Genomic DNA, 25,733 nt, shown 5'->3' on the forward strand with positions numbered 1-25,733 from the left:
TAACACGCTATTATAGCCGATTTTTGTTATAATTTGCCAATATTTTGTAAAGCGAGACACCTCCATGATGACCATTTATAGCATAAAAAACTGTAACACCATGAAAAAAGCGTTTGATTTTTTAAATCAAAACGGCATAACTCACGAGTTTTTTGATTATAAAAAGTCGGTATTAAGCCAAGATGACTTCGCCAAATTTGTGGCAACCTTTGGCGAAAAAGTCATCAACAAACAAGGCACAACCTACCGCAAATTTGACGATGAGACCAAAGCCATCTTGACCAGTGGCGACACGAGTGCCATGTATGAGATTGTCAAAGCCAACCAAAGCGTGTTAAAACGCCCGATGGTAATGGGCGATGGCGTGGCACTGATTGGTTTTGATGAGAGCGAGTGGGCGGGGGAATTTAATTAAATCCTGTTGATTGAATGTGGTTTACTCTAATGGTTATTTAGAAAGGCTTGACAGTGAAAACAAATCTTACGAAGTGTTTTGTCTTTGTGGCTGGGTTTTTAGCAGGGATTGTTTTTATCATCCTGAGTAACCGCTCATCTGACACCTTATACCAATGGAAAAATCCATCTGATACTTTGGTGCTGTCAGTAGCGACCAATGGCACCAACTATAACGCTTGGTTATCTAGCCATGATTACCATCGGTTTTTCTTAACGCCTTTTGCTAATGGTAAGGTTTTGCCGAGAGGTGTGATGATGGTGGTTGATGAAAACTTTTCAGATTATCAAAATTTAAAAGTTGAATGGCTGGATAATGGCTGTTTGATTACAGCAAAATACGGTTATCAGATTTATATGCCTTATCCTAGCGAAGAATTTCCTTAGGTAGATAACAGTGGTGTAGGGTGGGCTAAGCCCACCTTTTTGTATTATGATTGTCATTGGCAAGTTTGTTGTACAAGTTGGATTTTAATTGTAAAATCCAATAAATTGAATGACTTACATTTTAGATGGAAGGTTTTTTCCCACCCTACGCCAAATGCAAATTTGCCTGATTTAAACTCAAACTTCCCTTAAAATCTGCGTACCCACACCCTCATCGGTAAAGATTTCAAGCAAACAAGCGTGTGGCACTCGCCCGTCCACAATGGTCGCACTTCTAAGCCCTGCCTTGACCGCATCCAATGCCCCTGCGATTTTGGGTATCATGCCCCCGCTGATTGTGCCGTCAGCGATGAGATTATCGACATCGGTGGGGGTAAGCGAGGTTAGGACATTGCCTTCTTTATCCAGCACACCTTTGATGTTGGTGAGTAACAGCAGGCGTTCGGCATTTAAAAACTCTGCCACACGGCTCGCCACTAGGTCGGCATTGATGTTATAAGTCTCGCCCATTTCGTCCACGCCAAGCGGAGCAATGACGGGGATAAAATCGCTGTGAATGAGCATATTGATGACATCGGTGTTGACGCTCGCCACTTCGCCCACAAAGCCCAAATCAATGGGGCTGCCGTCTTTGTCGGTCATGGCAAGTTTGGTTGCACGTATTAGGTTGGCATCTTTGCCTGTCAAGCCAATCGCCTGTCCGCCGTGCTTGTTGATAAGGTTGACGATAGACTTGTTCACGCTACCGCCCAGCACCATTTCCACCACGTTCATCGTGTCTTTATCAGTAACTCTCATGCCGTCTATGCGGTCGGACTCACGCCCAAGCTCATTCATGAGATTATCCACCTGCGGACCCCCTCCATGCACCACCACAGGATGAATGCCAACGGTTTTTAAAAGGACAATATCACGGGCAAAGGAGCTTTCTAGCACAGGGTTAGTCATGGCATTACCGCCATATTTAACCACGATAAGTTTGTCTTTATAACGCTGAATGTAGGGCAAGGCGGTGGTGATGACCTCGCTTGTATGTTTGGCTTCGTCTAATGTTAGGGATTTGTGTTGCATATTTTTTCCTTGTTTAAGGTCGGATCCAGTAACGCTCTATGTCGTAAGTTCTGTTGGGGGTGTGTATGGTTAAGACATTCTCTAAGACGCCGCCTTGTTTTAAAATCACCTTTTTTGAGGCGATGTTACCAGTTTCACAGGTAACCAAGATGTCAGCGACATCAAGCTGGCGTAAGACATCAATGGCAAACGCCAGCATCTTTGTGGCGATACCTTGTCCTTGAAAATCTGGGTGTACGCTATATCCGATGTGTCCGCCACGCTGCACCAGAATGTTGTTTAGATGGTGGCGCAAATGCATGATGCCCACTACGGCATCGTCTTGTAATGCAATATAAGTGCTGTCCGCCACTTTTTCATAGTCAAACCAATTGGTGCCAGATGGAGCGTTGATATAATTTAGCCAACCGACAAAGCCGCCGTCAATAAAGGCGTTTAGCTCATTTGAGCCGTGCATGGCAGGGCATTTGGCATTGAATGCTTGGCGAAAGCTTAAGATGCTTGCTTGATCGGCGATGCTTGGCTTCTTAAACGTCAGCTGCGTCATTGCTTATTTCACCCCAGAGCTACCAAACCCACCTGCCCCACGCTCGCTGTCATCGCTAAACTCACTCACAATCTCAAAGCTTGGACGCACCACAGGCACCACCATATATTGAGCCATGCGTTCAGCAGGATTTAGGGTAAAGTCGGTATCACTTCGGTTCCACACCGATACCATAAGCTCGCCTTGATAATCAGCGTCAATCAAACCCACTAGATTACCAAGCACAATGCCATGCTTATGTCCTAGCCCTGAGCGTGGTAAGATAATCCCTGCAAAATTGGGGTCTTTGATATATATCGCAAGCCCTGTACCGATGAGTTTGGTCTCGCCAGCTTTGATAACCACGGGTTCATCAATGCACGCCCTTAGGTCTATGCCTGCCGAGCCGTCTGTGGCACGAGTGGGTAGGGGAAAGGCAGGGTCAGAGCCGATTTTTGGGTTTAGAAGTTTGACTTGGACGGATTGCATAAGATTGCCTTTTAAATAAATCAATTTCATCAATGATTGGCTAATTTTAAGCAACTGCCCCCAAAAAAGCAATGCCAAAGCCCCAAAAGCCTTTTATTTTGCTAAATTTTTAAAAATTTCATAAAAAACGCTTGACGTATCAAAATTTCCCTGTATAATACGCACCACGTTTAGTGATAAGGGTCGTTAGCTCAGTTGGTAGAGCAGTTGACTTTTAATCAATTGGTCGCAGGTTCGAATCCTGCACGACCCACCATTATCCTAGATGACCGAATAAGCCGTGTGCTTAGCGGGTCGTTAGCTCAGTTGGTAGAGCAGTTGACTTTTAATCAATTGGTCGCAGGTTCGAATCCTGCACGACCCACCATTCCCCAATAGCTCAGTCGGTAGAGCATCGGACTGTTAATCCGTGTGTCCCTGGTTCGAGCCCAGGTTGGGGAGCCATATTTAAAAAGCCTTTTCTTAGTTGAAAAGGCTTTTTATTTTTGTGGTTGATTTTTGATAATTAGCAAGCATATAATCTCAAAAAATCCAAGATGGCTTTTGATGAGGTCATTTAATAAATACATTGGTATCCACCCATCACATTTATCCCAAACTTAATAAGGAAACCCATTTGAGCATCACACGCACCCTACATTTTGACCTGACCACCTTTGAGCTTCGCACCCTTTTGGGCGAGTACAACACCCATTTAAAATATCTCCAAGAACGCCTTGATATTGCCATCATCGCTCGTGGTAATGATTTTATTTTAACAGGCGATTTGGAGATGGTTGAGCGAGGCGAGCTTGTCCTAACCACCCTCGCTGAACTTGCCAAAGAAAAAGACAACATCACGGGCGAAGAGCTACACCTGCTTATCCAATCAAGCCGTGCCAAGCGTGAACCGAACAGTACCCACACCCCCATCACCCTATCCACTCGCAAAGGCAAAATCAGCCCCAAAGGACACAACCAAGCCGAATACATTCGCAACATTTTGTTGTCCGACATCTCATTTGGTGTAGGGCCTGCGGGGACGGGCAAAACTTATCTGGCGGTGGCGGTGGCGGTCGATATGTTAGAGCGGGGCGAGATAGAGCGGATACTCTTGGTGCGTCCTGCGGTGGAGGCTGGCGAGAAACTTGGGTTTTTGCCGGGGGATTTGACCCAAAAAATTGACCCCTATTTACGCCCCCTATATGATGCCCTTTATGAAATGCTCGGCTTTGAAAAGGTGGGTAAACTCATCGAACGCCAAGTCATTGAAATTGCTCCGCTTGCCTATATGCGTGGGCGTACACTCAATAACTCATTTGTGATACTGGACGAAGCCCAAAACACCACGCCTGAGCAGATGAAAATGTTTTTGACACGCTTGGGCTTTGGAAGTCGTGCGGTCATCACAGGCGATACCTCGCAGGTGGATTTGCCTCGTGGTCATAAGTCAGGACTTGCGGTGGCGTTGCAGATTTTGGCAAATATTGAGGACATTCACATCACTCGCTTTAACAGTAAAGATGTGGTGCGTCATCATCTGGTGCAAAAAATCATTGATGCTTATGATGCTTATGATGCGGTGGAAAGCAAAATCGAGAGTGAGCGAGCCGAAATCCGTAAAAAACAACGAGAACAAAAAGAGCTTGACCGCACTCTAAACGCCCTTGCCTTTTTAAACAACATCAAGGACAGTAAGGAGAATGACAATGAATGAAGTGACCATCAGCTTTGCTGATGAGGTGGCAGAGCTTGAAAGCCTGCCCATTTACCAAGAGGACAAACTGACCGCCACGCTCAATCACGCCCTTGCCATCATGAATGATAAAATCAAAGGCGGGCTGTTTTTGCCGTATTTTATCTTTGAGGAAAATTTCACAGGCGAGGACTGGATAGCCCTGCCTAAGTCGCTGGATATTTATGTCTGTGGCACGGCTGAGGGGCGTGAGCTGAACCTTGACGCTCGGGGCAAAGACTACGCCACCAATATTTTATCCTACCCAAGCGACATACCGAGCGATGTCTGTGTGATGATGAATAATATACCACTAGGCGAGCTTGTGATTTGCCATGATGTCGTGGTGCGTGAGGCAGACGAGCAAGGCAAAACGGTGGAAAATCACTTAACGCATCTCCTTGTACATGGCATTTTGCACCTACTGGGCTTTGACCATGAAATCGGGCAAGCCGAGCAAGATGAAATGGAGAGCTTTGAGATTGAGATTTTAAAAGGGCTTGGGGTTGGCAATCCTTATCAAGATGATGAATATTAGGGGAATTGCAATATGACCAAAGCAGAAACGAAACACAATGCTGGTTTTGTAGCGGGTACACTTGTTCATACGGATAAAGGTTTAGTGCCTATTCAAGACATTAAAGTCGGAGATATGGTGTTATCACGAGATGAGTTTAATCCACAAGGTGATTTACAATATAAACCAGTATTAAGTACCTTTAAATCTCAGCAGAAAGAAAGAATTTATAAGGTCGAATATCCAACTAATGATGGCATGGAATATATTTTCTGTAACGCACTTCACCCATTTTGGTCTGCCTATGATCCTAGTGGAAAAACAGGAAAGTGGGAAGCCGCAGAGGACTTGTCTGGGACATTCTTAGTTAATTTATCAGGTGAAACTTTTGGGCTAGATAATGTGCCATTTATGCCCGTCCGTACATTACCAAATTATCCTGAAGGCTGTGCATATGTGCAGTTTGTTGAAGACCCAGATTTTTGGGAAAATGGTGGTGGACTTATTGAGTTTGTAAAATTTGATTCAAATGGTTACCAATTTATCAGTTTAGCCGATAATGAAGAAGCCTTTGATGAAGAAATTAAAACCTTAAATCGCAAAACTTTAGATGCGAAGTTACGGTTGACGCCCAAAGCCAATTTTCTAGTGGATAAAGAACTATACAAAACCCTAAATGTAAGGCTGGGTCAGGATATAAACGCAAATACGCATACTGCTCAAAAATTCATTGAAGCAATGAATAAGCCATTGATATTTGAGGGTAAAATTGTAAAAGAAAATAGTATCGGAAATGAAGAACGATATAGAAAAGCATTAAAAAATATTGAAACCTATGGAGATGCAACAGGTTTAACAGAGATGAGCTTACATGAAGCCATGATAAGTTTTGATATGCCTGCACCAAACCCTTATGAGGATTTTGTCTATAATCTTGAAGTTGATAGAAATCATACTTATTTTGTTGGAGATACTGGAATATGGGTTCATGATAAATCGTAAGGTGCGTATTATGCACCATTTTGACATTGGCTTACAAAATCAAAACTTTATCCATATTATTTGGACAAATCATGAATACATTATCGGAATTTGGCAAAAATCTCATTTGCAATGTGAGAGACCCTGTTTTATCTGACTTAGAAAAACTCATTGATGGACAAATAAAATCAGAACAAGATACTTTATTTCATCAAAGAATTTCACAATTATCGCCAGATGAAATTTTGTTACTAAAAGAATTATCTACTTATTTGGTTGATAAGACATTGCATAATCTGCTTTTTATATTTGAAAATTCTGACAATTGTTTAATTTTAAGCGATGATAAAAATCTTGCCGAAATTTCAGATGGTTTATGTGGTGAATTATATACCGATGATGGTTGGATTGGTAAATTTAGCCAATACAAAGCCTCTATCTAGTTACCACTTTTATGAATAAACAAAAAAAATCCGCCCTATTGGACGGATTTTTATGGCAATAAAGCAATTAGTGAATCTTTTTCACTTTTTTACCTTTAATCACACGATAAATCGGCAAAATCACCATGATAATCGCAAGCACCCACAAAGTCATGGAAATGCCACTTTGCCATAGGATACCCAAATCGCCTTGTGAAATCGACAACGCACGGCGTAGGTTAGATTCCATCAAGTGTCCAAGCACATAACCCAAAATCAGGGCAGATAGTGGGAAGTTGAGCTTACGCAAAAAATACCCAAAAATACCAAGCCCAATCATCAACATGAGGTCAAAAGTGGTGCTGTGGATTGAGTACACACCCACAAAGCTCACCGCTGCAATGGCTGGGATGAGGATGTAATTTGGAATGTCTAGTAGCTTGGCAAAGAATTTCACGAGTGGCAAGTTTAACGCCAGCAAAATGATGTTGCCAATGAACAAAGACGCAATCAAACCCCACACGATGTCAGGTTGCTCGGCAAAAAGCTGAGGGCCGGGCGTGATGTTGTACAAGGTCAAAGCACCCATCATCACGGCAGTCGTGCCCGAACCCGGTACACCGAGTGTCAGCATGGGAATGAATGAACCACAAGCAGAGGCGTTGTTGGCAGCCTCAGGAGCTGCGATACCTCGTAGGTCGCCATCGCCAAACTTACCACTCTCGCCTGCAATCTTACGCTCGTTTGAGTAGGTCATCGCTGAGGCGATGGTCGCACCCGCCCCCGGTAGCACACCCACCACAAAGCCCGTCAAGCCACTACGCACAATCGCACCTACTGCTGACATGAACTCTTTGAAGTTTACCATGCCACGCTTGCCTTGTTCTAGGGCTTTTTGACCCACGCTGGTCTTTTCTAGCATGATGAGAATTTCACTCACGCTAAAAAAGCCGATGACGATGGTGGTAAAGGCAATGCCATCAGACAAATTGACCGAACCAAAGGTAAAACGGTACACACCCGTTACCGCATCAACACCAACAGTGGCAAGCAGCAAACCAATGACCGCCGCAATGCCTGTTTTTAGGGGAGCATCGCCCACCAAGCCACTAAGGCAGGTCAAGGCAAAGACCATCAGGGCAAAATACTCAGCAGGACCAAAGCTAATCGCCCAGTTTGCCAAAAGCGGTGCAAACAACACCACCCCTGTGATGGCAATCATCGAACCGATGAACGAACTTAGGGCAGAAAGCGACAACGCAATCCCTGCCTTACCTTGTTTGGCAAGCGGATAACCGTCCAGCGTAGACATAATCGCCGCCGCGTCCCCCGGCACATTTAGTAAAATCGCCGAGATACGACCGCCATACTCACAGCCTAAGTAAACAGCTGCAAGCAAAATCAACGCACTCTCAGGTGGCAGACCCATCGCATAAGCAATCGGTAGCAAAATCGCCACGCCGTTAATCGGGCCAAGACCAGGGAGCATACCCACAATCGTACCAATGAACGCCCCAACCAAAGCGATGATGAGGTTTTGGGGTGTGGTCGCAACGGCAAAGCCTTGCATTAAAAAATTTAAAGTATCCATGATTTACCCCAAAATTGGTTTCAAAATACCCGCAGGCAGGCTCACTTCTAGCGGACCATTAAACAAATAATAAGTACCTACCGCCATCACAAGCGAGGCGATGAGTGCCTTGTGCCATTTACCATCAAACAACACACCCACCGCCCATGCCATGAGCGTGGTCGCCACGATGTAGCCAAGCACCTCAAACAGCACAGCATACAAAGTCATGGCAATGGTACAGAACGCTAGGTTTTTGATGATGGGCTTATTGAGACCCAACTCGATTTTTTCGGCAAGTTTGGCAGGACGAAACGCAATCACCGCACTTAGTACTGCCAACAAAACCAACAGCATGACAGGATAAGGACGAGGACCGATGGGGTCATAAGAAATGGGTGCGGTATAACCCCATGCCATGACAAGCAAAATGAGCGACACCACAAGCATAAGCCCTGAAAATATACGATCTACCATAGAATTTCCTTTTTAAAAAACCAATCCCAAAATAGGATTGGTTTTGTCATCATGAGGTGATGATTATTTTTTCTCTTCGGCAGGTGCATCAGCAGGTTTTTCCTCTGCTGGCTTATCCTCAGCTTTTGTCTCCTCGGGCTTTACTTCGGCGGTTGCCTCAGTTGTTGCCTCAGCTGGTTTGGATGCTTCGGCAGGAGCTTCGGCTTTTGGAGCGGCTGCACCACCCTCAACCAAGTTAAATTCGGCTGACAAGGCACGCAACTCCTCGGTTTGCTCATAGACATACTTGGTTAATTCATCGCCTGTCATGGCAAATGGCAGAAGTTCACGGTTGGTACGAAGTTCAGCAAATTTGGGGTCGGCTAGCATTTTGTCAAATTGACCTTTCCACCAGTTATAGGACGCATCAGAGGCCTCTGGTGCCATGTAGTAACCACGAATCACAGGCCACTCAATGTCAAAACCCTGCTCTTTGGCGGTAGGAATGTCTTTAAAGCCCTCGCCCTCCAAACGCTCGGCAGAAAACACCGCAAGCACACGCAATTTGCCTGCTTTCACATGAGGCATGACCTCAGCAATACCTGCTGACACCACTTGAATGTGGTTACCCAGTACCGCCGTTACTGCCTCACCGCCACCTTCCATCGCCACATAGCCCATAGTATTTGGGTCAATGCCAGCCGCTTTGGCAAGTAGAGCTGTTTGCATCCAGTCTTGACCACCCACACTACCACCTGCCCCAAAGGAGACAGATTTGGGGTCTTTTTTAAGGGCATCGACTAGGTCGCCCAAGGTTTTATAAGGTGAGTTGGCATTTACCGCCACCATGCCATAATCTGTACCCACCGCCGCAAGCCATTTCACATCTTTTTCGGTGAATTGACCAAATTTGCCTTGTGATAGGTTTAGGATAGAGCCTGTGGAGAACGCCACAATCGCATCGCCATTTTTACGGTCGTTGGCAACGATTTTGTTGTATGCCACCGCACCCACACCACCGGGCATGTAGGTAACACGCATGGGCTTATCAAGCAGACCTAAGTCTTGTAAGCCTGACTGAGCAAGTTTACAAGTTAGGTCAAAACCGCCACCTGGTTTGGCAGGGGCGATACATTCAGGGCGTTTTGGGGCTTCGCCTGCTACGCTTGTATCACCGCCTGTTGTGCCTGATTGAGCCTGTTGTTTATCGCCACCGCATGCAGTCAGTGCCAAGATAGATAGGGCAATCGCTCCGTATTTAAAAGCTTTCATATACCACTCCGATATTTTAAGGTATAAAAACCCAATAAAACCACACCCTTCATACCTAAACTTAGTGGCTTTATTGGGATAAGTCCAATATTCATTTTGTGATAATTTATCATTAATCTAAACGGCTTATCACAAAACTTCACTTATCATATAAAAATAAAAAACATTTTGCAACAAAAAAATATATAAATTTTATAAAAAAATAATGGCTTTTTAATCAGCAAACCATCATTAATTCATAATATGTAATAATATACTTTATATATACAGTTGATGACTTGTTATACATATAAAGTATATCATTACATATTTTATAAAAAAATGGTGCGATATATAAAATACATGATTGTATTTTATATAAAATATTGCTACATTAATACCACGTTTATGATGATGATATTGCCATGTCCAATGAGTTTATTTTAGGGATTATCAACTTTTTTACATCTGCTCTTGCTGGCATTACGGGGCTCGGCGGTGGCACGATTTTACTGGGGCTCATGCCGATGTTTCTTACTGCCAGTGCCATCATTCCCGTGCATGGCTCAGCACAACTTGCTAGTAATGTCAGTCGCATTTGGTTTGGTCGTCATCAAATGGATTTTACCCATGTCCGTCCTTTTGCGGTTGGGGCGGTGATAGGTGTGGTGGTATTTGGTACGGTGGTGCGATTTATCCATTTAGAACTTATTCCGTTATTTATTGCGATTTATATTTTACTCACCCAATGGTCAAAAACCATTAATCGCTTATTAAAAAGTTTTGAAAACTTTTATTTAATTGGTTTTTTACAAACAGGCATAGGCTTATTTGTCGGAGCTCCTGGTCCACTTCATATGCCACTACTCATGAAAAAATATGAGGATAACGATGTCATTGTAACTACAGGCTCGCTTATGATGACAATTGTTCATGTATTTAAGTTGGCTATTTATGTCATATTGGGGTTTCAATTTTTGGCATATTGGCAGGTCATTGTACTGATGGCAATCTCTGCCTCGCTAGGCTCATGGGCTGGGGTCAAACTTCGCCACAAAATCCCAATGACTTGGCTAAAAACCGCCCTACCCTATATTTTGACCGTCATCGCCCTAAAAATCATTTATGACAATGCGGTCAAATTTGGGTGGGTGAATGCGGTGTTTTAATAAAATCAAGTCATCATGCCATTACCACCTAAAACCACAGCTTACACATAAAACCATCCACAAAACCCAAACAAATCACTCCAAATCAAATGTCGCCTTTGGGTGGTGTTTTTGTGCTTTTGGTAAATTGGCATTGTTAAACTAAAATACATAATTCAAAGTTCCATTCCACTTAGCAAACAGTAAGTTCAAAGTGTTTTCTATCATTTTCTCGGATTTAGAATAACATTTTGATTTTCTTCTAAATCTTGCTGTGAAATGCCTAATGAGACTATTATAGCCCTCTATGGTAAAAGTTTGAGCTTTGCTTGTCATATGTTTTGATTTTGGAATGACTTCAAGGTAAGATTTCCAGTAGTCACTACAAAACAGTTGAATGTTATGGGGTATTGTTAATTGAGTATACTTTTCTAGAAAGCCGTTCGTGGTGAGCTTGTCGAACCATAACGGTTTTCCTAGACTTCGACAAGCTCAGTCCGAACGGAAAACCTTAAAATCTATCTTTATTTAACAATACCTGTTATGGATATTCAATTGATTGTAAAGCTGTTTAAAGGTGTTGGTGTCTCGTCTGCCACAAACAAAACCTAAGATTTGTTTTGTTGTTCTGTCAATGGCAACCCAAGTCCAGCAAGCGTTTTTTTATGCTTGGTGTAGCTATGAATCTCATCAAGCTCAACGATATCTATCGCTTGATTGCTATCTTGTTTAATTTGATGTTGTTCACCAAGTTTTTTAACCCATTGATAGACTGTGCCATAACTAATACCTAATATGCGACCAATTGAGCGAAAGCCCAAACCTTCTAGATACATATTGATTGCCATTTGCTTGGTTTCTTCGCTTTTATGATGCGTTGGTTTATGTACCGAAAAGTAATGATTGCAACCTTTGCACTTATAGCGTTGTCTGCCATTGTTAAAACCTGCTTTGACAAAGTGTTTGTGCTTACATTTAGGACAACTATCAAATGTTTCGTTCATTGGTTTTTACTCTATATGGTAAAGTATTGAGCTATTTTAACTTATGTATTTGTTTTTAACAATACCGGTAAATTAAATACTCCATGATTTCAAAAAACATAATTTTTTTATTGACATCTTATTTTGTCTGTATTATCTTGTTAAATTGTATCTAAATACTGACAATAAGCCCCCATTATTTTTAGGAGTCATTCATGAAAGCATTCAACAAACTTGCCCTAGCCTGTATCATCGGTGCAGCAACCCTGCTCACCGCTTGTGGTGGCGACAAATCTGCCGAACAAAAAACTGACAGCAGCCAAACCACCAGCAATACCGCAAGCGACAAACTAGAAACCAAATTTGTAACCATCGGCACAGGCGGTGCGTCAGGCCCTTATAACATCATCGGTACCTCACTTGCCGAAGGCTATGCCAGTCAGTTTGGTGCCAATGCCAAAACCCAAACCACAGGGGCATCAGTTGAGAACCTAAACCTACTTGACCAGAAAAAACTAGAAATGGCATTTGTCATGAGCGACGCTCTGAACGAAGCGGTAAGCGGTACAGGCAATTTCAAAGCCCCACTGACCAGCGTTTCACAAATTGCCAGCCTATACCCCAACTATGTGCAAATTGTCGCCTCGCAAGCCTCGGGCATTAAAAGCATTGAAGATTTGCGTGGCAAACGTATCGCAGTCGGAGCCCAAGGTTCAGGCGTAGAAGTCGCCACTCGTGCTTTGCTTGAAGGCTTTGGTATCACTTATAACGATGTCAAAGTGGATTATTTAGGCTATGCCGAAGCGGCTGACGGTCTAAAATCAGGCAAGTTAGACGCGGCATTTTTGACCAGTGGTCTGCCTAACTCATCACTTATGGAGCTAGAACAAGGCTTTAAATTACAAATGGTTGCCGTCCCTGCTGACAAACTTGCCGAGATTGCCAAAACCAAAACTTACTTTGTGCCTATGAGTATCCCCAAAGGCACATACAGCAACACCGAAGACGTACCAACGGCAGCGATTTTGAACGCCCTTGTGGTGCGTAGCGATTTGAGCGAAAATGACGTTTATCTTTTAACCAAATCACTCTTTGAAAACTTGCCTGCCCTACAAAACGCCCACCAAGCCGCCAAAGACATTGACATTGCCAAGGCTCAAACAGGCTTGGTTGCACCGTTACATGCAGGGGCAAAACGCTACTATGATGAAGTAGGTGCAACGGCAGCAACAAGCGAGCCTGCCTCTGGCGACACCGCCCAAGCCACAGAGGGCGAAGCGACTACCGAAACTACCGAAGCGACTACCGAAGAGAAGAAGTAAGTCATCGTCATCAAGCACCCAAAAACCATAGTCATCATCAGCATGGCTATGGTTGTCCTTTGTCTAATGGGGGTATTTATCCCTGCCAAACATACGGTTATCATAACTACCGATACCCATCATCATGCGCTTGCCCGTTGTCGTCTGCCTGATGGCTTTATTTTAAAATGGCGACATTCGGTAGAAAAGCAGTATTGGCAAGAAGTGTATGAGTTAGATAAAGACGTGCTGATTTTGACTAAGACTTATACCCAGACGTTTGGAGCGGGCGTGCCTAGTACAGGCAAGACCATCAGCGCTCCCGAAGGCTATGTGGGACAACTTATCAATCAGTCCACACCTCAAATCAACTGGATAGTCTCAACCAACATGCAAGGCGAGATTTTGAGCGATGCTCACACATTATCGCTTTATAAAATCGTCCCCGAATATAGCCAAATCCACATCAGTCCAAAACGGCTGAGTTTTTGGCAGTTTTATCACACCCCTTCATGTTTAAAATAACAAAGAGAATAACATGACAAATACAACCATTCCTGACGATACAGGCGTATCGGACAGCAAAGCCCAAGAGATTTTGGAAAAATTTGACCGAGAGTCAGTAACTCGCAGTCCCAAAGACAGCTGGGTGCGTTATGTAATTGCCGGCATTGCCATTTTGTACTCGGTGTTTCATTTATACATTACCTTTAACCCCTTGCCTGAGATTGTGCAACGCTCTATCCATGTGGCGGTGGGGGCAGCTCTTATTTTTTTAATTTATCCCCCTGCCAAAAAATCAAGCCGTCAAAAGGTCGTTTGGTATGATTGGATTTGGGCAACCCTTGCTTTGTCTAGTGCTGGCTATCTGATATGGCAATACCAAGACATCGTTACCGTACGGGGTGGTATCCCCAACCAAATGGACATCGTTTTTGCCATCATCACGGTGGTGGTGGTTATGGAAATGGCAAGGCGGATTACAGGGTGGATTTTACCAATTTTTGCCTTAGTTTTTTTGGTATTGTTAATTGAGTATACTTTTCTAGAAAGCCGTTCGTGGTGAGCTTGTCGAACCATAACGGTTTTCCTAGACTTCGACAAGCTCAGTCCGAACGGAAAACCTTAAAATCTATCTTTATTTAACAATACCGTTTTTTTGGCGTATCCATTTATCAGCCACATGGATTTTATGCCCGACCGTCTTTTGACACGCCCTTATGATTTTGGCGATATTTTTGGGCAATTATACCTAAAAACCGAAGGGCTATACTCGACCGCCATCGGTGCGTCTGTTACCTTTATTTTCTTGTTTATCTTATTTGGCTCGTTTTTGGCTCGCTCTGGTATGGGGCAATTGTTCAACGATTTGGCGTTGGCGTTGGCAGGTCATAAACAAGGCGGCCCTGCCAAGGTAGCGGTGATTTCTAGTGGCTTTATGGGTTCTATTAATGGAGCTGCTGTTGCTAACGTGGTTGGCACAGGGGCGTTTACCATTCCGCTTATGAAGCGTGTGGGGTACAGCAAAGAGTTCTCAGGAGCGGTGGAAGCCAGTGCGTCTGTCGGTGGACAAATCCTACCACCCATTATGGGAGCGGCCGCCTTTATCATGGCAGAAACCACAGGGGTCAAATACAGCACCATCGCCCTATCGGCGGTACTGCCTGCCTTGCTGTACTACTTGGGCGTGATTGCACAGGTGCATTTTAGAGCAGGTAAGCTTAACTTGCGTGGCATCCCCAAGGCGGATTTGCCCCGTGCCAAAGAAGTTCTAAAAGCTCGTGGACATATGCTGTTGCCCATCGTGTTTTTGGTGGTGCTACTTGCCAAAAACGTGCCGATTGGCTATGCTGCTGCCTATACCATTGGGGCAACCATCGTGATTAGCTGGCTACGCCCCGAGACTCGCATGGGCTTTAAGGATATTTTGGGAGCGTTTGAAGACGGTGCCAAACAGTCGCTGTCGGTCATGGCAGCGTGTGCGGTCGTGGGCGTGGTCATCGGTGTGGTGAACCTAACGAGCTTTGGCACGGTCATGACATCATCCATCGTAACGCTTGGGGCAGGCTCGCTGTTCTTGACATTACTTCTTACCATGCTTGCATCTATGGTGCTTGGCATGGGCTTGCCGTCCATTCCTGCTTATATCATCACCGCAACCATGGCAGCCCCTGCTTTGGCAACGTTTGATGTGCCGATTTTGGTGGCTCATATGTTTGTGTTTTATTTTGGGATTTTTGCCAACATCACACCACCTGTGGCATTGGCTGCCTTTGCAGGAGCGGGTATTTCTGGGGGTGACCCCATGAAAACAGGCTGGCAGTCACTCAAACTGGCATTGGCTGGCTTTATCGTGCCATTTATGTTTGTCTATAACCCCAACATGATGATGATTGACGTTACCGACATGGCAGTTACCGCCAAAGAGTTTGCCATGCCAGCATGGCACGTTATTGCTACTGTTGCCACCACATCCATCATTGGCGTGCTTGCTCTATCAGCGTCCGTCGAAGGCTACTTTAAAACCACGCTACCGATATGGGCAAGAGTTGTTACTGCCGTTGGGGCATTTTGCCTTATCGTGCCTGAGACCATGACGGACATTATTGGTCTTGGGGTGGTCATTGCCATGCTACTATTGAATGTTAAAATGGCAAAAAAACAAACTGCGCTGTCTTAATCCATACATCGCCTTTGGGCGGTGTTTTTTCAAACCAAAAAATACGCAAAAACACCCATAAACAAATCCTAGCATGACCCCCAAAATCATGTTAAAATAAAGCGATTTTTATTCATAGTTTTTATTCTCAACAACTTGGAAAAGCATTATGGCTCATCAAGATGTTCCTGCACAGGACAAAACCGACGACACCGCTTTTTTATCCGAAGCGGACGCCCAGCGTTTACAATTTGAACAAAACGCCCTACATTACCACGAACACCCTCGCCCTGGTAAAATCTCTGTCACCCCCACCAAACAAATCGCCAACCAACGCGACCTAGCCCTTGCCTACTCTCCTGGTGTGGCGGTGCCTTGTCTTGAAATCGAAAAAGACCCCAAACTTGCCGCCAAATACACCGCCCGCTCCAACCTTGTTGGCGTGATTACCAACGGTACGGCGGTGCTTGGGCTTGGTAACATCGGTGCGTTAGCATCCAAGCCTGTGATGGAAGGTAAAGGCGTACTGTTTAAGAAGTTCGCTGGTATTGATGTGTTTGACATTGAGATTAATGAGACCGACCCCGACAAATTCATCGAGACAGTGGCAAGCCTAGAGCCGACCTTTGGTGGCATTAACCTAGAAGACATCAAAGCACCTGAGTGCTTTAAAATCGAACGTGAGTTGCGTGAACGCATGAACATTCCTGTGTTCCATGACGACCAACACGGCACCGCCATTATCTCAGCCGCCGCTCTGCTAAACGCCTTGCAACTTAACGGCAAAAACATCGGCGAGATTACGCTTGTCTGCTCAGGGGCAGGGGCTGCCGCCATCTCTTGTCTTGACCTAGCGGTGGCATTGGGCGTGCGTAAAGAAAATATCTATGTGCTTGACTCAAAAGGCGTTATCACGACAAGCCGTGAAAACCTAGACGAATCCAAAGCCCGCTTTGCTCGTGATACCGACAAGACCACCCTTGCCGAAGTCATGAATGGGGCGGACGTATTCTTAGGTCTATCAGGGCCAGGTGTGGTTACACAAGACATGGTGCGTAGCATGGCAAAAGACCCGATTATCTTTGCTCTTGCCAACCCAACCCCTGAGATTATGCCCGAGCTTGCCCATGCGGTGCGTTCAGATGTGATTATGGCAACGGGTCGCTCAGACTACCCCAACCAAGTCAACAACGCCCTATGCTTCCCTTATATTTTCCGTGGGGCATTGGACGTTGGGGCAACAGTTGTCAATGAAGAGATGAAACTTGCCTGCGTACACGCCATCGCAGCGATGGCTCACACCGAAGCCACGCCATCAGTAGATAGTCAAAAGGACGAAACTGGCAAGAGCTTTGGGCGTGAGTACCTTATCCCCGGTCCTTTGGAGCCAAACCTAATCCTAGAAATCGCCCCTGCTGTTGCCAAGGCTGCGATGGACACAGGCGTGGCAACCTTGCCGATTACCGATTTTGATGCTTATCGCCAAAAACTGTCCGAGTTCGTCTATAACACCGCCCTTGCCATGAAGCCCATCTTCAACAAGGCAAAAGCCAACCCCAAACGCATTGTCTATGCCGAAGGTGAAGACATCAACGTGTTGCGTGCGGTGCAAGTGGTGGTGGACGAGAAAATCGCCCAGCCTATCCTTATCGGTCGCCCCGAGATTATCAACCAAGAAATCGACAATCTCGGTCTGCGTTTGGTCGATGGTCAAAACATCACCATCATCAATCCCAACAACAACCCCCACTACGACAGATATGCCGAACATCACTACACGACCAATCAGCGTAATGGCGTCAGCTTAGAGCTGGCTCGCCGTGATGTTCGCCGTAAAACCACACTCATCGGCTCACTCATGGTCGAACTTGGCGACGCGGACGGCTTGATTTGTGGTACGTTTGGTTTTTATCACTTGCATTTAAAATACCTAAATCAAGTCATCGGCAAAAAAGATGGCGTATCCAACTTCTACGCCATGAGTGCTGTACTCATGCAAAACCGCAACCTGTTCATCGCTGATACCTACATCAACGAAGACCCAACCGCCGAAGAGCTTGCCGAGATGACCATTTTGGCAGCGGCAGCAGTACGTCGTTTTGGCATCACACCAAAAGTCGCCCTACTGTCACATTCTAACTTTGGGGCATCTGACCGTGCTTCCGCTCTCAAAATGCGTCAAGTGCATGACATCTTGACCGAGATGAACGTGGACTTTGAGTTTGATGGCGAAATGCATGGCGACATCGCCCTAGATGAGCGTATGCGTCAGCACAGCTATCCATTTAGCACGCTAACAGGTTCGGCAAACCTACTTATCATGCCAACACTTGACAGTGCCAACATCGCCTTTAACCTGCTAAAAACCGCCACAGGCTCGGCTGCCCTAGGGCCTATCCTGCTCGGTGCGGACAAGCCGGTGCATATCTTGACACCTTCTGCGACCGCTCGCCGTATCGTCAACATGACCGCCCTATCGGTATCAGACGCTCAGGACATGGCAAAATAAGCCCACCAAACCCCAAAAAAGCACTCATTAGGGTGCTTTTTTTATTGGTGAATTTACGCTACAATGACCCAAATTTATCGGAAAAAATTTACCATGCAAGTATATTTGGTCGGTGGGGCGGTGCGTGATACGCTCTTGGGTCGTCCTATCAAAGACAAAGATTTTATGGTGGTCGGAGCAAGCCCTGCCGACCTGCTCGCCCAAGGCTTTACCCAAGTGGGGGCGGATTTTCCTGTGTTTTTGCACCCGCACACCCATAATGAGTACGCCCTTGCCCGCACCGAACGCAAAAATGGCAAAGGCTATCAAGGCTTTGCTGTACAGACGGACGGGGTTAGCTTACAAGACGACTTGGCACGCCGAGACCTGACGATAAACGCCCTTGCCATAGAAGTCATCGGACTGTTTGACGACACACCACGCACGGGGCAAGTGGTGGATTTTTATGGCGGACAAAATGACTTAAAAAACAAGCTCTTACGCCATGTATCGCCTGCATTTAGCGAAGACCCGCTTCGTGTGTTGCGAGTGGCTCGCTTTTATGCACGCTTTTATGAGCTGGGCTTTACGGTCGCCCCTGACACCGCTTATCTTATGCAAAGCATCGCCAGTCGGGGGGAGCTTTTGCACCTTAGCCGTGAGCGGATTTGGACAGAATGTGTGAAGGCTTTTGATGAGACGTGTGCGTTTGCGTTTTTTGAGTTGTTGTTTGACTTGGGTATTTTAAAAGAGATTCTACCCGAGTTAAACACCATTTGGCAAAATAACACCATTCGCCAAACCACTTTTGACAAACTAAAAACCGCCCACGATAAGCCATTGCATATCAAATTTGCCATATTAACCTATGGATTTTTGGATAATAAAGCGGATTTATCAAAACTGTGCGAGCGGTTATTAACGCCCAAAGCCATCACACAATTTGCCCAATTATTCATCACGCATTTTAATGACTTAACTCATTATCAAGACATTTCTGCCGATAAATTATTAATGTTAATAGAAAATACCAAAGCTCAAAAAGACAAAACGATATTATTTGATTTGATTGATGCGGTAGAAATAGTAAATAATAAAACAATCAATCGTGAATTTTTTCATCACGCCATTAGCCTTTATCAATCGGTAACGATTAACAATATTGATAAATCATTAAAAGGCAAACAAATTGGCGATGAGCTGACACGGTTACGTTTATTAAAATTAAGCGAATTTTTAAAAAAGGAACTTCCATGAAAAAAGTCGCCCTAATCACAGGCGGAGCAAAACGCATTGGCAAGGCAATCGTCCAAGCCTTTCACAGTCATGGCTTTAACGTCATTATCCATTATCATCATAGCCAAACAGACGCTCAATATTTGGCAGATGAATTAAATGCCATTTGTGATAATAGTGCCAAAATCATCAAGGCGGATTTGAGTATTGTTAATGATAAAAATAAATTGACAGATTTTAAAAATCACGCCATAGCTTTATTTGGGCGGATTGATGTTTTGGTGCATAATGCGTCAAGTTTTTATCCAAGTGATGTCAATGATGATTTTGATAAATGGCAAACGGACTGGGACGATTTGTTTTTGACCAATGCCAAAGCTCCATTATTTTTAAGTCATGCTTTTAAAGATGAGCTTATCACAAATCATGGGGCAATCATTAGTCTGCTCGACATTCACGCACGAGATAAACCCTTTATTGGTTATCCCATTTATAACATGGCAAAATCGGCACATCTGGGCATGGTGCAGTCCTTGGCATTGGAGCTTGCCCCGAGCGTGCGGGTCAATGGCGTCTCCCCCGGTGTGAACATTTTTCCAGAAGATAACAAAAATAATGAATTGAATGACACCACCAAAGACGAACTTGTGAGTTCCGTCCCCTTACAAAAAATCGGCACGCCTAATGATGTCGCCCAAGCGGTGCTATTTTTGGCGAATGCTCCTTATATCACAGGGCAGATTTTGGCGGTGGACGGTGGACGAAGTTTGACGTTAAGAGGTGGATAAAAATAAAAAACCTAAAACAGCAAAAACCCACCATCAGGCGGGTTTTTGCAAGTGTGATACAAATTAGAATTTGTATTCAATACCTGCACCGACACCGTAAGCATTTGCTTTGTTGCCAGTAGCAGCATTGCTTAGGTTAACACCTTCAGAACGTTGGTATGCCCCATATAGATGACCAGTAGTTGCTTGGTTAAAGGCATACTTGCCACCAACCACAGTACGGAAAATCTCTGCATCTTTGTTACCACCTGCATTATCAACAAAATCTAGCTGACCATAGGCAGTCCATGGAGTTTGAACCAATTTGTGTTCAGCACTCAATGCAAAAGCATTTTCGTTGTCATTGGTATCCAAGTCACTATGCTGATATAATGCACCAACTGTAGTGGCAGGATTCAAGTCATAAGCACCGCTTACACGGGTAAACTTCAAATCACCAGCTTGAATGTAAGTAACACCTGCACGATATGGAGCATTCTCTGGCTCATACTTTGCACCAACACCAAAAGCATCACGACCCAAAGAGTCATTTGCAGTTCTATTTACAGCAGAACTATCAGAACCTACTAATACCGAACTTAGTTGCGTTTTATCTTCATCAAGTACATACATACCCATGAATTGTAAACCATTGCGTTCAGGTGAGAAGTAAGCAAATGCGTTATTAGCACGCTCAGCATCAAACGCTGTCAAAACACCGTTACCACCAATCACACCACCTTGAGCAACAGTAACATAATCCACTTGACCATCGATAGCAGTAAGACGACCAGCTACCAAAGTACCGTACTGCTTGTTGGCTAGACCTAGATAGGTGTCACGAGACTCAAAATTACGGTTGTTACCATTGTTATCATTAGCATCAATTTCAATACGATATTCCAATTGATAAACAAGGTCAGTGTTCGCTGTTAGAGCTTCTGAACCTTTAAAACCGATACGTGATGCATTAGAGTTTAGTTGGGTACGCGAATCTTTAGAACGGCTATTATCATTGCCATCTTGCACATCAAGAGTTAAAAACGCTTTACCGTAAACTTGTGGGGCAGCTTGAGCAGCTGTGATAGATAGAGCAGCAACGGCTGACGCTAAAAGTAGTTTTTTCATGGGTTTCTCCACTGACATTTTTAGTGATGGGGCTGCTGTACGCTTGCACCCAGTGTGATAAACCATCAATCGCTTAACAGCTTATCACGGCTTTTTTAAGTTATTTCCAATATGGGTATTTCATCATAGTTTCGTGACATATTCATGACAATCTTTGCAATCTTTAATAAAACATCATTAAATCATACATCAAGTGTAACAAATAGAACAAAACAGGATAAATCCCATACCGTATGTATAGAATACCAATTTTGACATATTTTGCAACACCTTTTATCACAAAAATTCACATTTTTTTAGATAAATTTTAAAAATTATATATTTATCAATGATTTATAATGTTACTGATTTCCAAAAAATTTGTAAACATTGAGAATATTTTTTAATTAGATAATACTCTTTGACATCGTACGCACTTAACTTAGGATGAATTTTATAAAATCCTATAAATGTCAATTGGTATTTTGTGATGTTTTTGCTTGAAAAATCATCAGTTTGTAAACACGTACTTTGAGAAATTTGATTTATTTTAGTTTATGCCAGACATCAAAATCATGCTAAAATACGCCATCATTTTAGCATAACCGATATTGGAATCATCATGACCGACATACTGCCCGAAGATGACTTGCACGTCATCGCTAGCCGTGCCAAAGCCAAAACTGACATCAGTCATATTCATGCATTTTTGGGGGCAAAAACCAGCGATAAATGGCTTGCTGTCGCCAAAGATAATCTCCCTCTACTCATGCAAGACCACGCCAACTGCGAGAAAAAAGCAGCAGGGACGGCGATGAATTTGATTTTTCGTTATGAGTTTCACAGGGATTTGCAAGAAAAACTTGCCCAGCTGGTGCGTGAAGAGATGCTCCACTATGAGCAAGTGCTAGAACTCATGAAAGAGCGTGGCATCGCATGGTCGCACCTGCCTGCGGGGCGATATGCCAAGGGGTTATTAAAGCACAAACGCACGTGGGAGCCTGCGGGCATGATAGACGTGCTGATTATCGGGGCGTTCATTGAGGCTCGTTCGTGTGAGCGGTTTTCGGCACTGGCGGACGTCATCGATGATGAAAAGTTATCAAAGTATTATAAATACTTACTCAAATCCGAAAGCCGTCATTATGAAGACTATCTTGCCCTTGCCCAGTCGGTATCTGATGAGCCGATAGATGAGCGAGTGGCGTTTTTTCGGGCGGTGGAAGCGGAGCTGATAGACAGCCCTGATGGGGAGTTACGCTTTCATAGTGGCGTGCCTGATTTTGTTTAAAATTCATCCAAGCAAGCCATCATCGTTTTTATCAATCATCGGATTTTAAATTTTAGCGTGCATGGTGCTTGCAATTTGGGCAGGCAGACGCATATTATGGCTTTATTCTTTGGTTTTTTGCCTTGGCTTTAACTTTAAGTGACTGATGGCTTACAGTTAAAAGCATTCATCTTATCATCTTACCTTTTTACCTTTGGAAATATCATGACCACTCATCACAAACTCATCATTCTAGGTTCAGGACCAGCAGGCTACTCAGCAGGGGTGTACGCCGCCCGAGCCAACCTAAACCCCGTCATCATCACAGGGCTGCAAGTGGGCGGACAGCTCACCACCACCACCGAGATTGACAACTGGACAGGCGGAAAAGAAGGCTTAACGGGGGGTGAACTCATGGATAACATGAAAGAGCACGCCGAACGTTTTGGCACCGAACTTATCTACGACCATATCCACACCGCCGACCTACAAAACCGCCCCTTTACCCTAACAGGCGACAACGGCACTTATACCTGTGATGCTCTTATCATCGCCACAGGAGCAACCGCCCAATATCTGGGTCTTGACAGTGAGACGGCATTTATGGGGCGTGGGGTGTCAGCGTGTGCCACCTGCGACGGCTTTTTTTATAAAAACCAAAAAGTAGTCGTCATCGGTGGGGGTAACACCGCCGTCGAAGAAGCCTTGTATCTATCCAACATCGCAAGCCATGTTACCCTAATCCACCGCCGTGATAACCTTAGAGCCGAGAAAATCATGCAAGACCAACTGTTTGAAAAAGTCAAAAACGGCAACATCACGATTGAATGGAACAGCAGTGTCAAAGAAGTCGTGGGCGATGACATGGGCGTAACAGGCGTGATTATCCAAAACACAGACGGCACAACCAAACAAATCGATGCCATGGGTATGTTTGTCGCTATCGGGCATAAGCCAAACACCGCCATTTTTGACGGTCAGCTTACCATGAAAGACGGCTATATCGTGGTAAAAAGCGGACTGGACGGCAACGCCACCGCCACCAACATTGACGGCGTATTTGCTTGTGGGGACGTGGCAGACCACATCTACCGCCAAGCCATTACATCGGCAGGAACGGGGTGTATGGCGGCGTTGGATGCGGAGAAATATTTGGATGCGATGTGATTTTATCTAAGATAAACTGCTGATTTAGACAAAAGCCCATTTAGTATTGTTTTTTAAATGGGCTTTTTACACCCAACCAACTTGATATTTACCACGGGTTTGTAGGGGTTGGCTCTGCACACCCTTTGATGATATTACCATACAAGGCGTGCTCAGCACGCCCCTACGTCCACACATCATTATATTTGTAGTAATTTTAAAGTTTCTTGGGTGTATATGCCTTTCAATGGCGACTTTAACTCCAACAACAAAAAGACAAACCGCCTAGGCAATTTGTCTTTTTGTGGTTAAAAACCTACATTGAATGTGCTTTATCAGGGCGAATGTGATTTACCCCTACATATCCAAATTTTAAAAATACCATTTTTGTCTACAAAACAATCATTTATCTCATCGTAACAAACTCTTCAGACCCTGTCGGATGAATGGCAACGGTATTATCAAAATCACGCTTGGTTGCTCCCATTTTTATGGCGACAGCAAAGCCTTGAATCATCTCATCCACGCCAAACCCCACGCCATGCAGGCCGACCACTTTTTCATCATCGCCCACGCACACCAATTTCATGCGACACGGCTCACGATGAGCGGTAATGGCAGAGTACATGGGCGTAAAGTTCGATTTATAGACCTTGACTGCTTCCGCTCCGAACTCATCAATGGCATCTTTTTCGCTCATGCCGACCGTACCAATGGGCGGATGACTAAACACCACCGTGGCGACATTGCTATAATCTAGGTGTTCATCGGGCTTATTGTTAAACAGGCGTTCGGAGAGTCTGCGACCGCTTGCCACCGCCACAGGGGTTAGCTCAATGCCATTTTCGATGATGTCGCCCACCGCATAAATGCCGTCCACCGTGGTGTTTTGGAATTTATCCACGATGATTTGCCCTTTGTCGTTGGTTGCCACGCCTGTTTTGTGTAAATCAATCACATCAGTGGCTGGCACACGCCCTGTCGCCCAAATCAGGCAGTCCACATTTAGGGTTTCGCCATTGTCAAAATACACAGTCAAGCCGTCATTTTTTTCAATTTTAACAGGGTTTACGCCCGTGTGGAACGTAACGCCGTCTTTAACCATGACATCAGTCAAGACTTCTACAATATCTTTATCAAAACTCTTTAAAATACCGCCACGCACGCACAAATGCGTATCCACACCCAAGGCATTCATCACGCCTGCAATCTCAACGCCAATGTAGCCACCGCCCACAATCGCCACCGATTTTGGAAGTTCGGTCAAATCAAAAAAGCCGTCCGAATCAATGCCGTATTCTGCCCCCTGTATGTTGGGACGGTGTGGGCGACCGCCTGTGGCAATCAAAATATGGTCAGCGGTAATGGTCTCGGTCTCGCCATTTTCATAGCTGACTTCTACCGAATTTTTATCCAAAAATTTGGCAAAACCGTTGATGAGCGTTACGCCGTTTTTTTCAAAAGTGTTTTTGTAAGATTGATGGATGCGATTGATGTAGGCGGTGCGATTTTCGACAAGTTTGGCAAAATCAAAGTTTTTGACATCAAGCTCAAAACCATAATCAAGGGCATAGTTGTGAATGGCGGTTGCCATGTTCGCTCCATACCACAGCACTTTTTTGGGTACACAGCCTACGTTGACGCACGTTCCACCAACGTGCTTTGCTTCAATCACGGCAACTTTTTTGCCATACATGGCAGCACGGTTGGCACTGGCAATACCGCCACTACCGCCACCGATGGTAATATAATCAAAATGTCTGGTCATGGGTTTTACCTTGATTTAATGTT

The 25,733-nt window shown here is 44.6% G+C and carries 23 protein-coding genes, 3 tRNA genes and 2 pseudogenes; 19 read left to right on the plus strand and 9 right to left on the minus strand.

All coding sequences use genetic code 11. The features are described from left to right. Positions 1 to 64: 64 nt before the first annotated feature. Positions 65 to 415, plus strand: a complete 351-nt coding sequence (locus DX073_RS04390; RefSeq protein WP_115005892.1) for an ArsC/Spx/MgsR family protein — start codon at positions 65 to 67, stop codon at positions 413 to 415. Positions 416 to 468: 53 nt separating this feature from the next. Next, positions 469 to 840 (plus strand): hypothetical protein, encoded by a 372-nt coding sequence (locus DX073_RS04395; protein WP_029103344.1) that lies wholly within the window; start codon positions 469 to 471, stop codon positions 838 to 840. A gap of 177 nt (positions 841 to 1,017) precedes the next feature. Here the strand turns inward: DX073_RS04395 and argB are convergent, their stop codons facing one another. From argB to dut, 3 genes are read right to left on the minus strand one after another with little or no spacing between them, the layout of a single operon-like run. After that, positions 1,018 to 1,911: an acetylglutamate kinase gene (gene argB, locus DX073_RS04400; RefSeq protein WP_115005894.1), complete on the minus strand. Its 894-nt coding sequence runs from the start codon at positions 1,909 to 1,911 to the stop codon at positions 1,018 to 1,020. A 13-nt stretch (positions 1,912 to 1,924) separates the two neighbouring features. Next, complete coding sequence (locus DX073_RS04405) at positions 1,925 to 2,458, minus strand: GNAT family N-acetyltransferase (protein ID WP_115005895.1); 534 nt, start codon at positions 2,456 to 2,458, stop codon at positions 1,925 to 1,927. A 3-nt stretch (positions 2,459 to 2,461) separates the two neighbouring features. Further along, positions 2,462 to 2,926, minus strand: a complete 465-nt coding sequence (gene dut, locus DX073_RS04410; protein ID WP_115006391.1) for a dUTP diphosphatase — start codon at positions 2,924 to 2,926, stop codon at positions 2,462 to 2,464. 180 nt (positions 2,927 to 3,106) lie between these two features. Between dut and DX073_RS04415 the strand changes: the two genes are divergently transcribed. The 7 genes from DX073_RS04415 to DX073_RS04445 all read left to right on the plus strand — a co-directional run bounded on the left by DX073_RS04415 (position 3,107) and on the right by DX073_RS04445 (position 6,581). Next, positions 3,107 to 3,182 (plus strand) — tRNA-Lys (locus tag DX073_RS04415). A 35-nt stretch (positions 3,183 to 3,217) separates the two neighbouring features. Further along, a tRNA-Lys gene (locus DX073_RS04420) sits at positions 3,218 to 3,293 on the plus strand. A gap of 1 nt (position 3,294) precedes the next feature. Continuing rightward, positions 3,295 to 3,370 (plus strand) — tRNA-Asn (locus tag DX073_RS04425). A gap of 172 nt (positions 3,371 to 3,542) precedes the next feature. Next, positions 3,543 to 4,622, plus strand: a complete 1,080-nt coding sequence (locus DX073_RS04430) for a PhoH family protein (RefSeq protein WP_115005897.1) — start codon at positions 3,543 to 3,545, stop codon at positions 4,620 to 4,622. Beyond that, a complete protein-coding gene (ybeY, locus tag DX073_RS04435) occupies positions 4,615 to 5,178 on the plus strand; it encodes an rRNA maturation RNase YbeY (protein WP_115005899.1) in 564 nt (187 codons plus the stop codon). The genes DX073_RS04430 and ybeY overlap by 8 nt, the downstream gene beginning before the upstream one ends. A gap of 12 nt (positions 5,179 to 5,190) precedes the next feature. Continuing rightward, a complete protein-coding gene (locus DX073_RS04440) occupies positions 5,191 to 6,159 on the plus strand; it encodes a Hint domain-containing protein (RefSeq protein ID WP_115005901.1) in 969 nt (322 codons plus the stop codon). A 71-nt stretch (positions 6,160 to 6,230) separates the two neighbouring features. Further along, complete coding sequence (locus DX073_RS04445; protein ID WP_115005903.1) at positions 6,231 to 6,581, plus strand: hypothetical protein; 351 nt, start codon at positions 6,231 to 6,233, stop codon at positions 6,579 to 6,581. Positions 6,582 to 6,648: 67 nt separating this feature from the next. Here the strand turns inward: DX073_RS04445 and DX073_RS04450 are convergent, their stop codons facing one another. From DX073_RS04450 to DX073_RS04460, 3 genes are all read right to left on the minus strand, one after another. Then, positions 6,649 to 8,151, minus strand: coding sequence for a tripartite tricarboxylate transporter permease (locus tag DX073_RS04450; RefSeq protein ID WP_115005906.1), 1,503 nt, complete (start codon positions 8,149 to 8,151; stop codon positions 6,649 to 6,651). Between the two features lie 3 nt (positions 8,152 to 8,154). Then, positions 8,155 to 8,607: a tripartite tricarboxylate transporter TctB family protein gene (locus tag DX073_RS04455; RefSeq protein WP_115005908.1), complete on the minus strand. Its 453-nt coding sequence runs from the start codon at positions 8,605 to 8,607 to the stop codon at positions 8,155 to 8,157. A 63-nt stretch (positions 8,608 to 8,670) separates the two neighbouring features. Next, positions 8,671 to 9,858 carry a Bug family tripartite tricarboxylate transporter substrate binding protein gene (locus DX073_RS04460; RefSeq protein WP_115005910.1) on the minus strand — a complete coding sequence of 396 codons (1,188 nt, stop codon included), beginning with the start codon at positions 9,856 to 9,858 and terminating at the stop codon, positions 8,671 to 8,673. Between the two features lie 404 nt (positions 9,859 to 10,262). On the opposite strand from DX073_RS04460, the gene DX073_RS04465 reads away from it, so the two are divergent. Next, on the plus strand, positions 10,263 to 11,006 hold the full coding sequence (locus DX073_RS04465; RefSeq protein ID WP_115005912.1) for a sulfite exporter TauE/SafE family protein: 744 nt from the start codon (positions 10,263 to 10,265) through the stop codon (positions 11,004 to 11,006). A 141-nt stretch (positions 11,007 to 11,147) separates the two neighbouring features. On the opposite strand, the pseudogene DX073_RS15025 reads toward DX073_RS04465, so the two are convergent. Beyond that, positions 11,148 to 11,989, minus strand: a pseudogene (locus DX073_RS15025) (IS1 family transposase). Positions 11,990 to 12,183: 194 nt separating this feature from the next. Between DX073_RS15025 and DX073_RS04480 the strand changes: the two are divergent. From DX073_RS04480 to DX073_RS04510, 7 genes and pseudogenes are all read left to right on the plus strand, one after another. Continuing rightward, the gene (locus DX073_RS04480; protein ID WP_115005920.1) at positions 12,184 to 13,290 is read left to right on the plus strand and encodes a TAXI family TRAP transporter solute-binding subunit; all 1,107 of its coding nucleotides are present in this window, start codon (positions 12,184 to 12,186) and stop codon (positions 13,288 to 13,290) included. 48 nt (positions 13,291 to 13,338) lie between these two features. Next, entirely contained in the window at positions 13,339 to 13,794 is a 456-nt protein-coding gene (locus DX073_RS04485; protein ID WP_181814365.1) for a DUF1850 domain-containing protein, read from the plus strand. 13 nt (positions 13,795 to 13,807) lie between these two features. Further along, positions 13,808 to 14,281: pseudogene (locus DX073_RS04490) on the plus strand (C4-dicarboxylate ABC transporter permease); the annotation flags it as partial. A 147-nt stretch (positions 14,282 to 14,428) separates the two neighbouring features. Next, the gene (locus DX073_RS04495) at positions 14,429 to 15,949 is read left to right on the plus strand and encodes a TRAP transporter permease (RefSeq protein ID WP_258556869.1); all 1,521 of its coding nucleotides are present in this window, start codon (positions 14,429 to 14,431) and stop codon (positions 15,947 to 15,949) included. Positions 15,950 to 16,097: 148 nt separating this feature from the next. Continuing rightward, positions 16,098 to 18,437, plus strand: a complete 2,340-nt coding sequence (locus DX073_RS04500) for an NADP-dependent malic enzyme (protein WP_115005925.1) — start codon at positions 16,098 to 16,100, stop codon at positions 18,435 to 18,437. 93 nt (positions 18,438 to 18,530) lie between these two features. After that, on the plus strand, positions 18,531 to 19,673 hold the full coding sequence (locus tag DX073_RS04505) for a tRNA nucleotidyltransferase/poly(A) polymerase-related protein (RefSeq protein WP_115006393.1): 1,143 nt from the start codon (positions 18,531 to 18,533) through the stop codon (positions 19,671 to 19,673). Then, the gene (locus tag DX073_RS04510; RefSeq protein ID WP_115005927.1) at positions 19,670 to 20,440 is read left to right on the plus strand and encodes a pteridine reductase; all 771 of its coding nucleotides are present in this window, start codon (positions 19,670 to 19,672) and stop codon (positions 20,438 to 20,440) included. The genes DX073_RS04505 and DX073_RS04510 overlap by 4 nt, the downstream gene beginning before the upstream one ends. A 63-nt stretch (positions 20,441 to 20,503) precedes the next feature. Here the strand turns inward: DX073_RS04510 and DX073_RS04515 are convergent, their stop codons facing one another. Beyond that, the gene (locus tag DX073_RS04515) at positions 20,504 to 21,547 is read right to left on the minus strand and encodes a porin (protein WP_115006394.1); all 1,044 of its coding nucleotides are present in this window, start codon (positions 21,545 to 21,547) and stop codon (positions 20,504 to 20,506) included. A gap of 601 nt (positions 21,548 to 22,148) precedes the next feature. Between DX073_RS04515 and DX073_RS04520 the strand changes: the two genes are divergently transcribed. Both DX073_RS04520 and trxB read left to right on the plus strand, forming a co-directional pair. Further along, positions 22,149 to 22,817 carry a MiaE family protein gene (locus DX073_RS04520; protein ID WP_029102294.1) on the plus strand — a complete coding sequence of 223 codons (669 nt, stop codon included), beginning with the start codon at positions 22,149 to 22,151 and terminating at the stop codon, positions 22,815 to 22,817. A 204-nt stretch (positions 22,818 to 23,021) separates the two neighbouring features. Continuing rightward, a complete protein-coding gene (gene trxB / locus DX073_RS04525; protein ID WP_115005929.1) occupies positions 23,022 to 23,963 on the plus strand; it encodes a thioredoxin-disulfide reductase in 942 nt (313 codons plus the stop codon). A gap of 385 nt (positions 23,964 to 24,348) precedes the next feature. On the opposite strand, the gene gorA is transcribed toward trxB, so the two are convergent. Next, positions 24,349 to 25,710 carry a glutathione-disulfide reductase gene (gorA, locus tag DX073_RS04530; RefSeq protein WP_115005931.1) on the minus strand — a complete coding sequence of 454 codons (1,362 nt, stop codon included), beginning with the start codon at positions 25,708 to 25,710 and terminating at the stop codon, positions 24,349 to 24,351. Positions 25,711 to 25,733 lie beyond the last annotated feature (23 nt).

The organism is Moraxella lacunata, assembly GCF_900453205.1.
Taxonomy (GTDB): Bacteria; Pseudomonadota; Gammaproteobacteria; order Pseudomonadales; family Moraxellaceae; genus Moraxella; species Moraxella lacunata_B.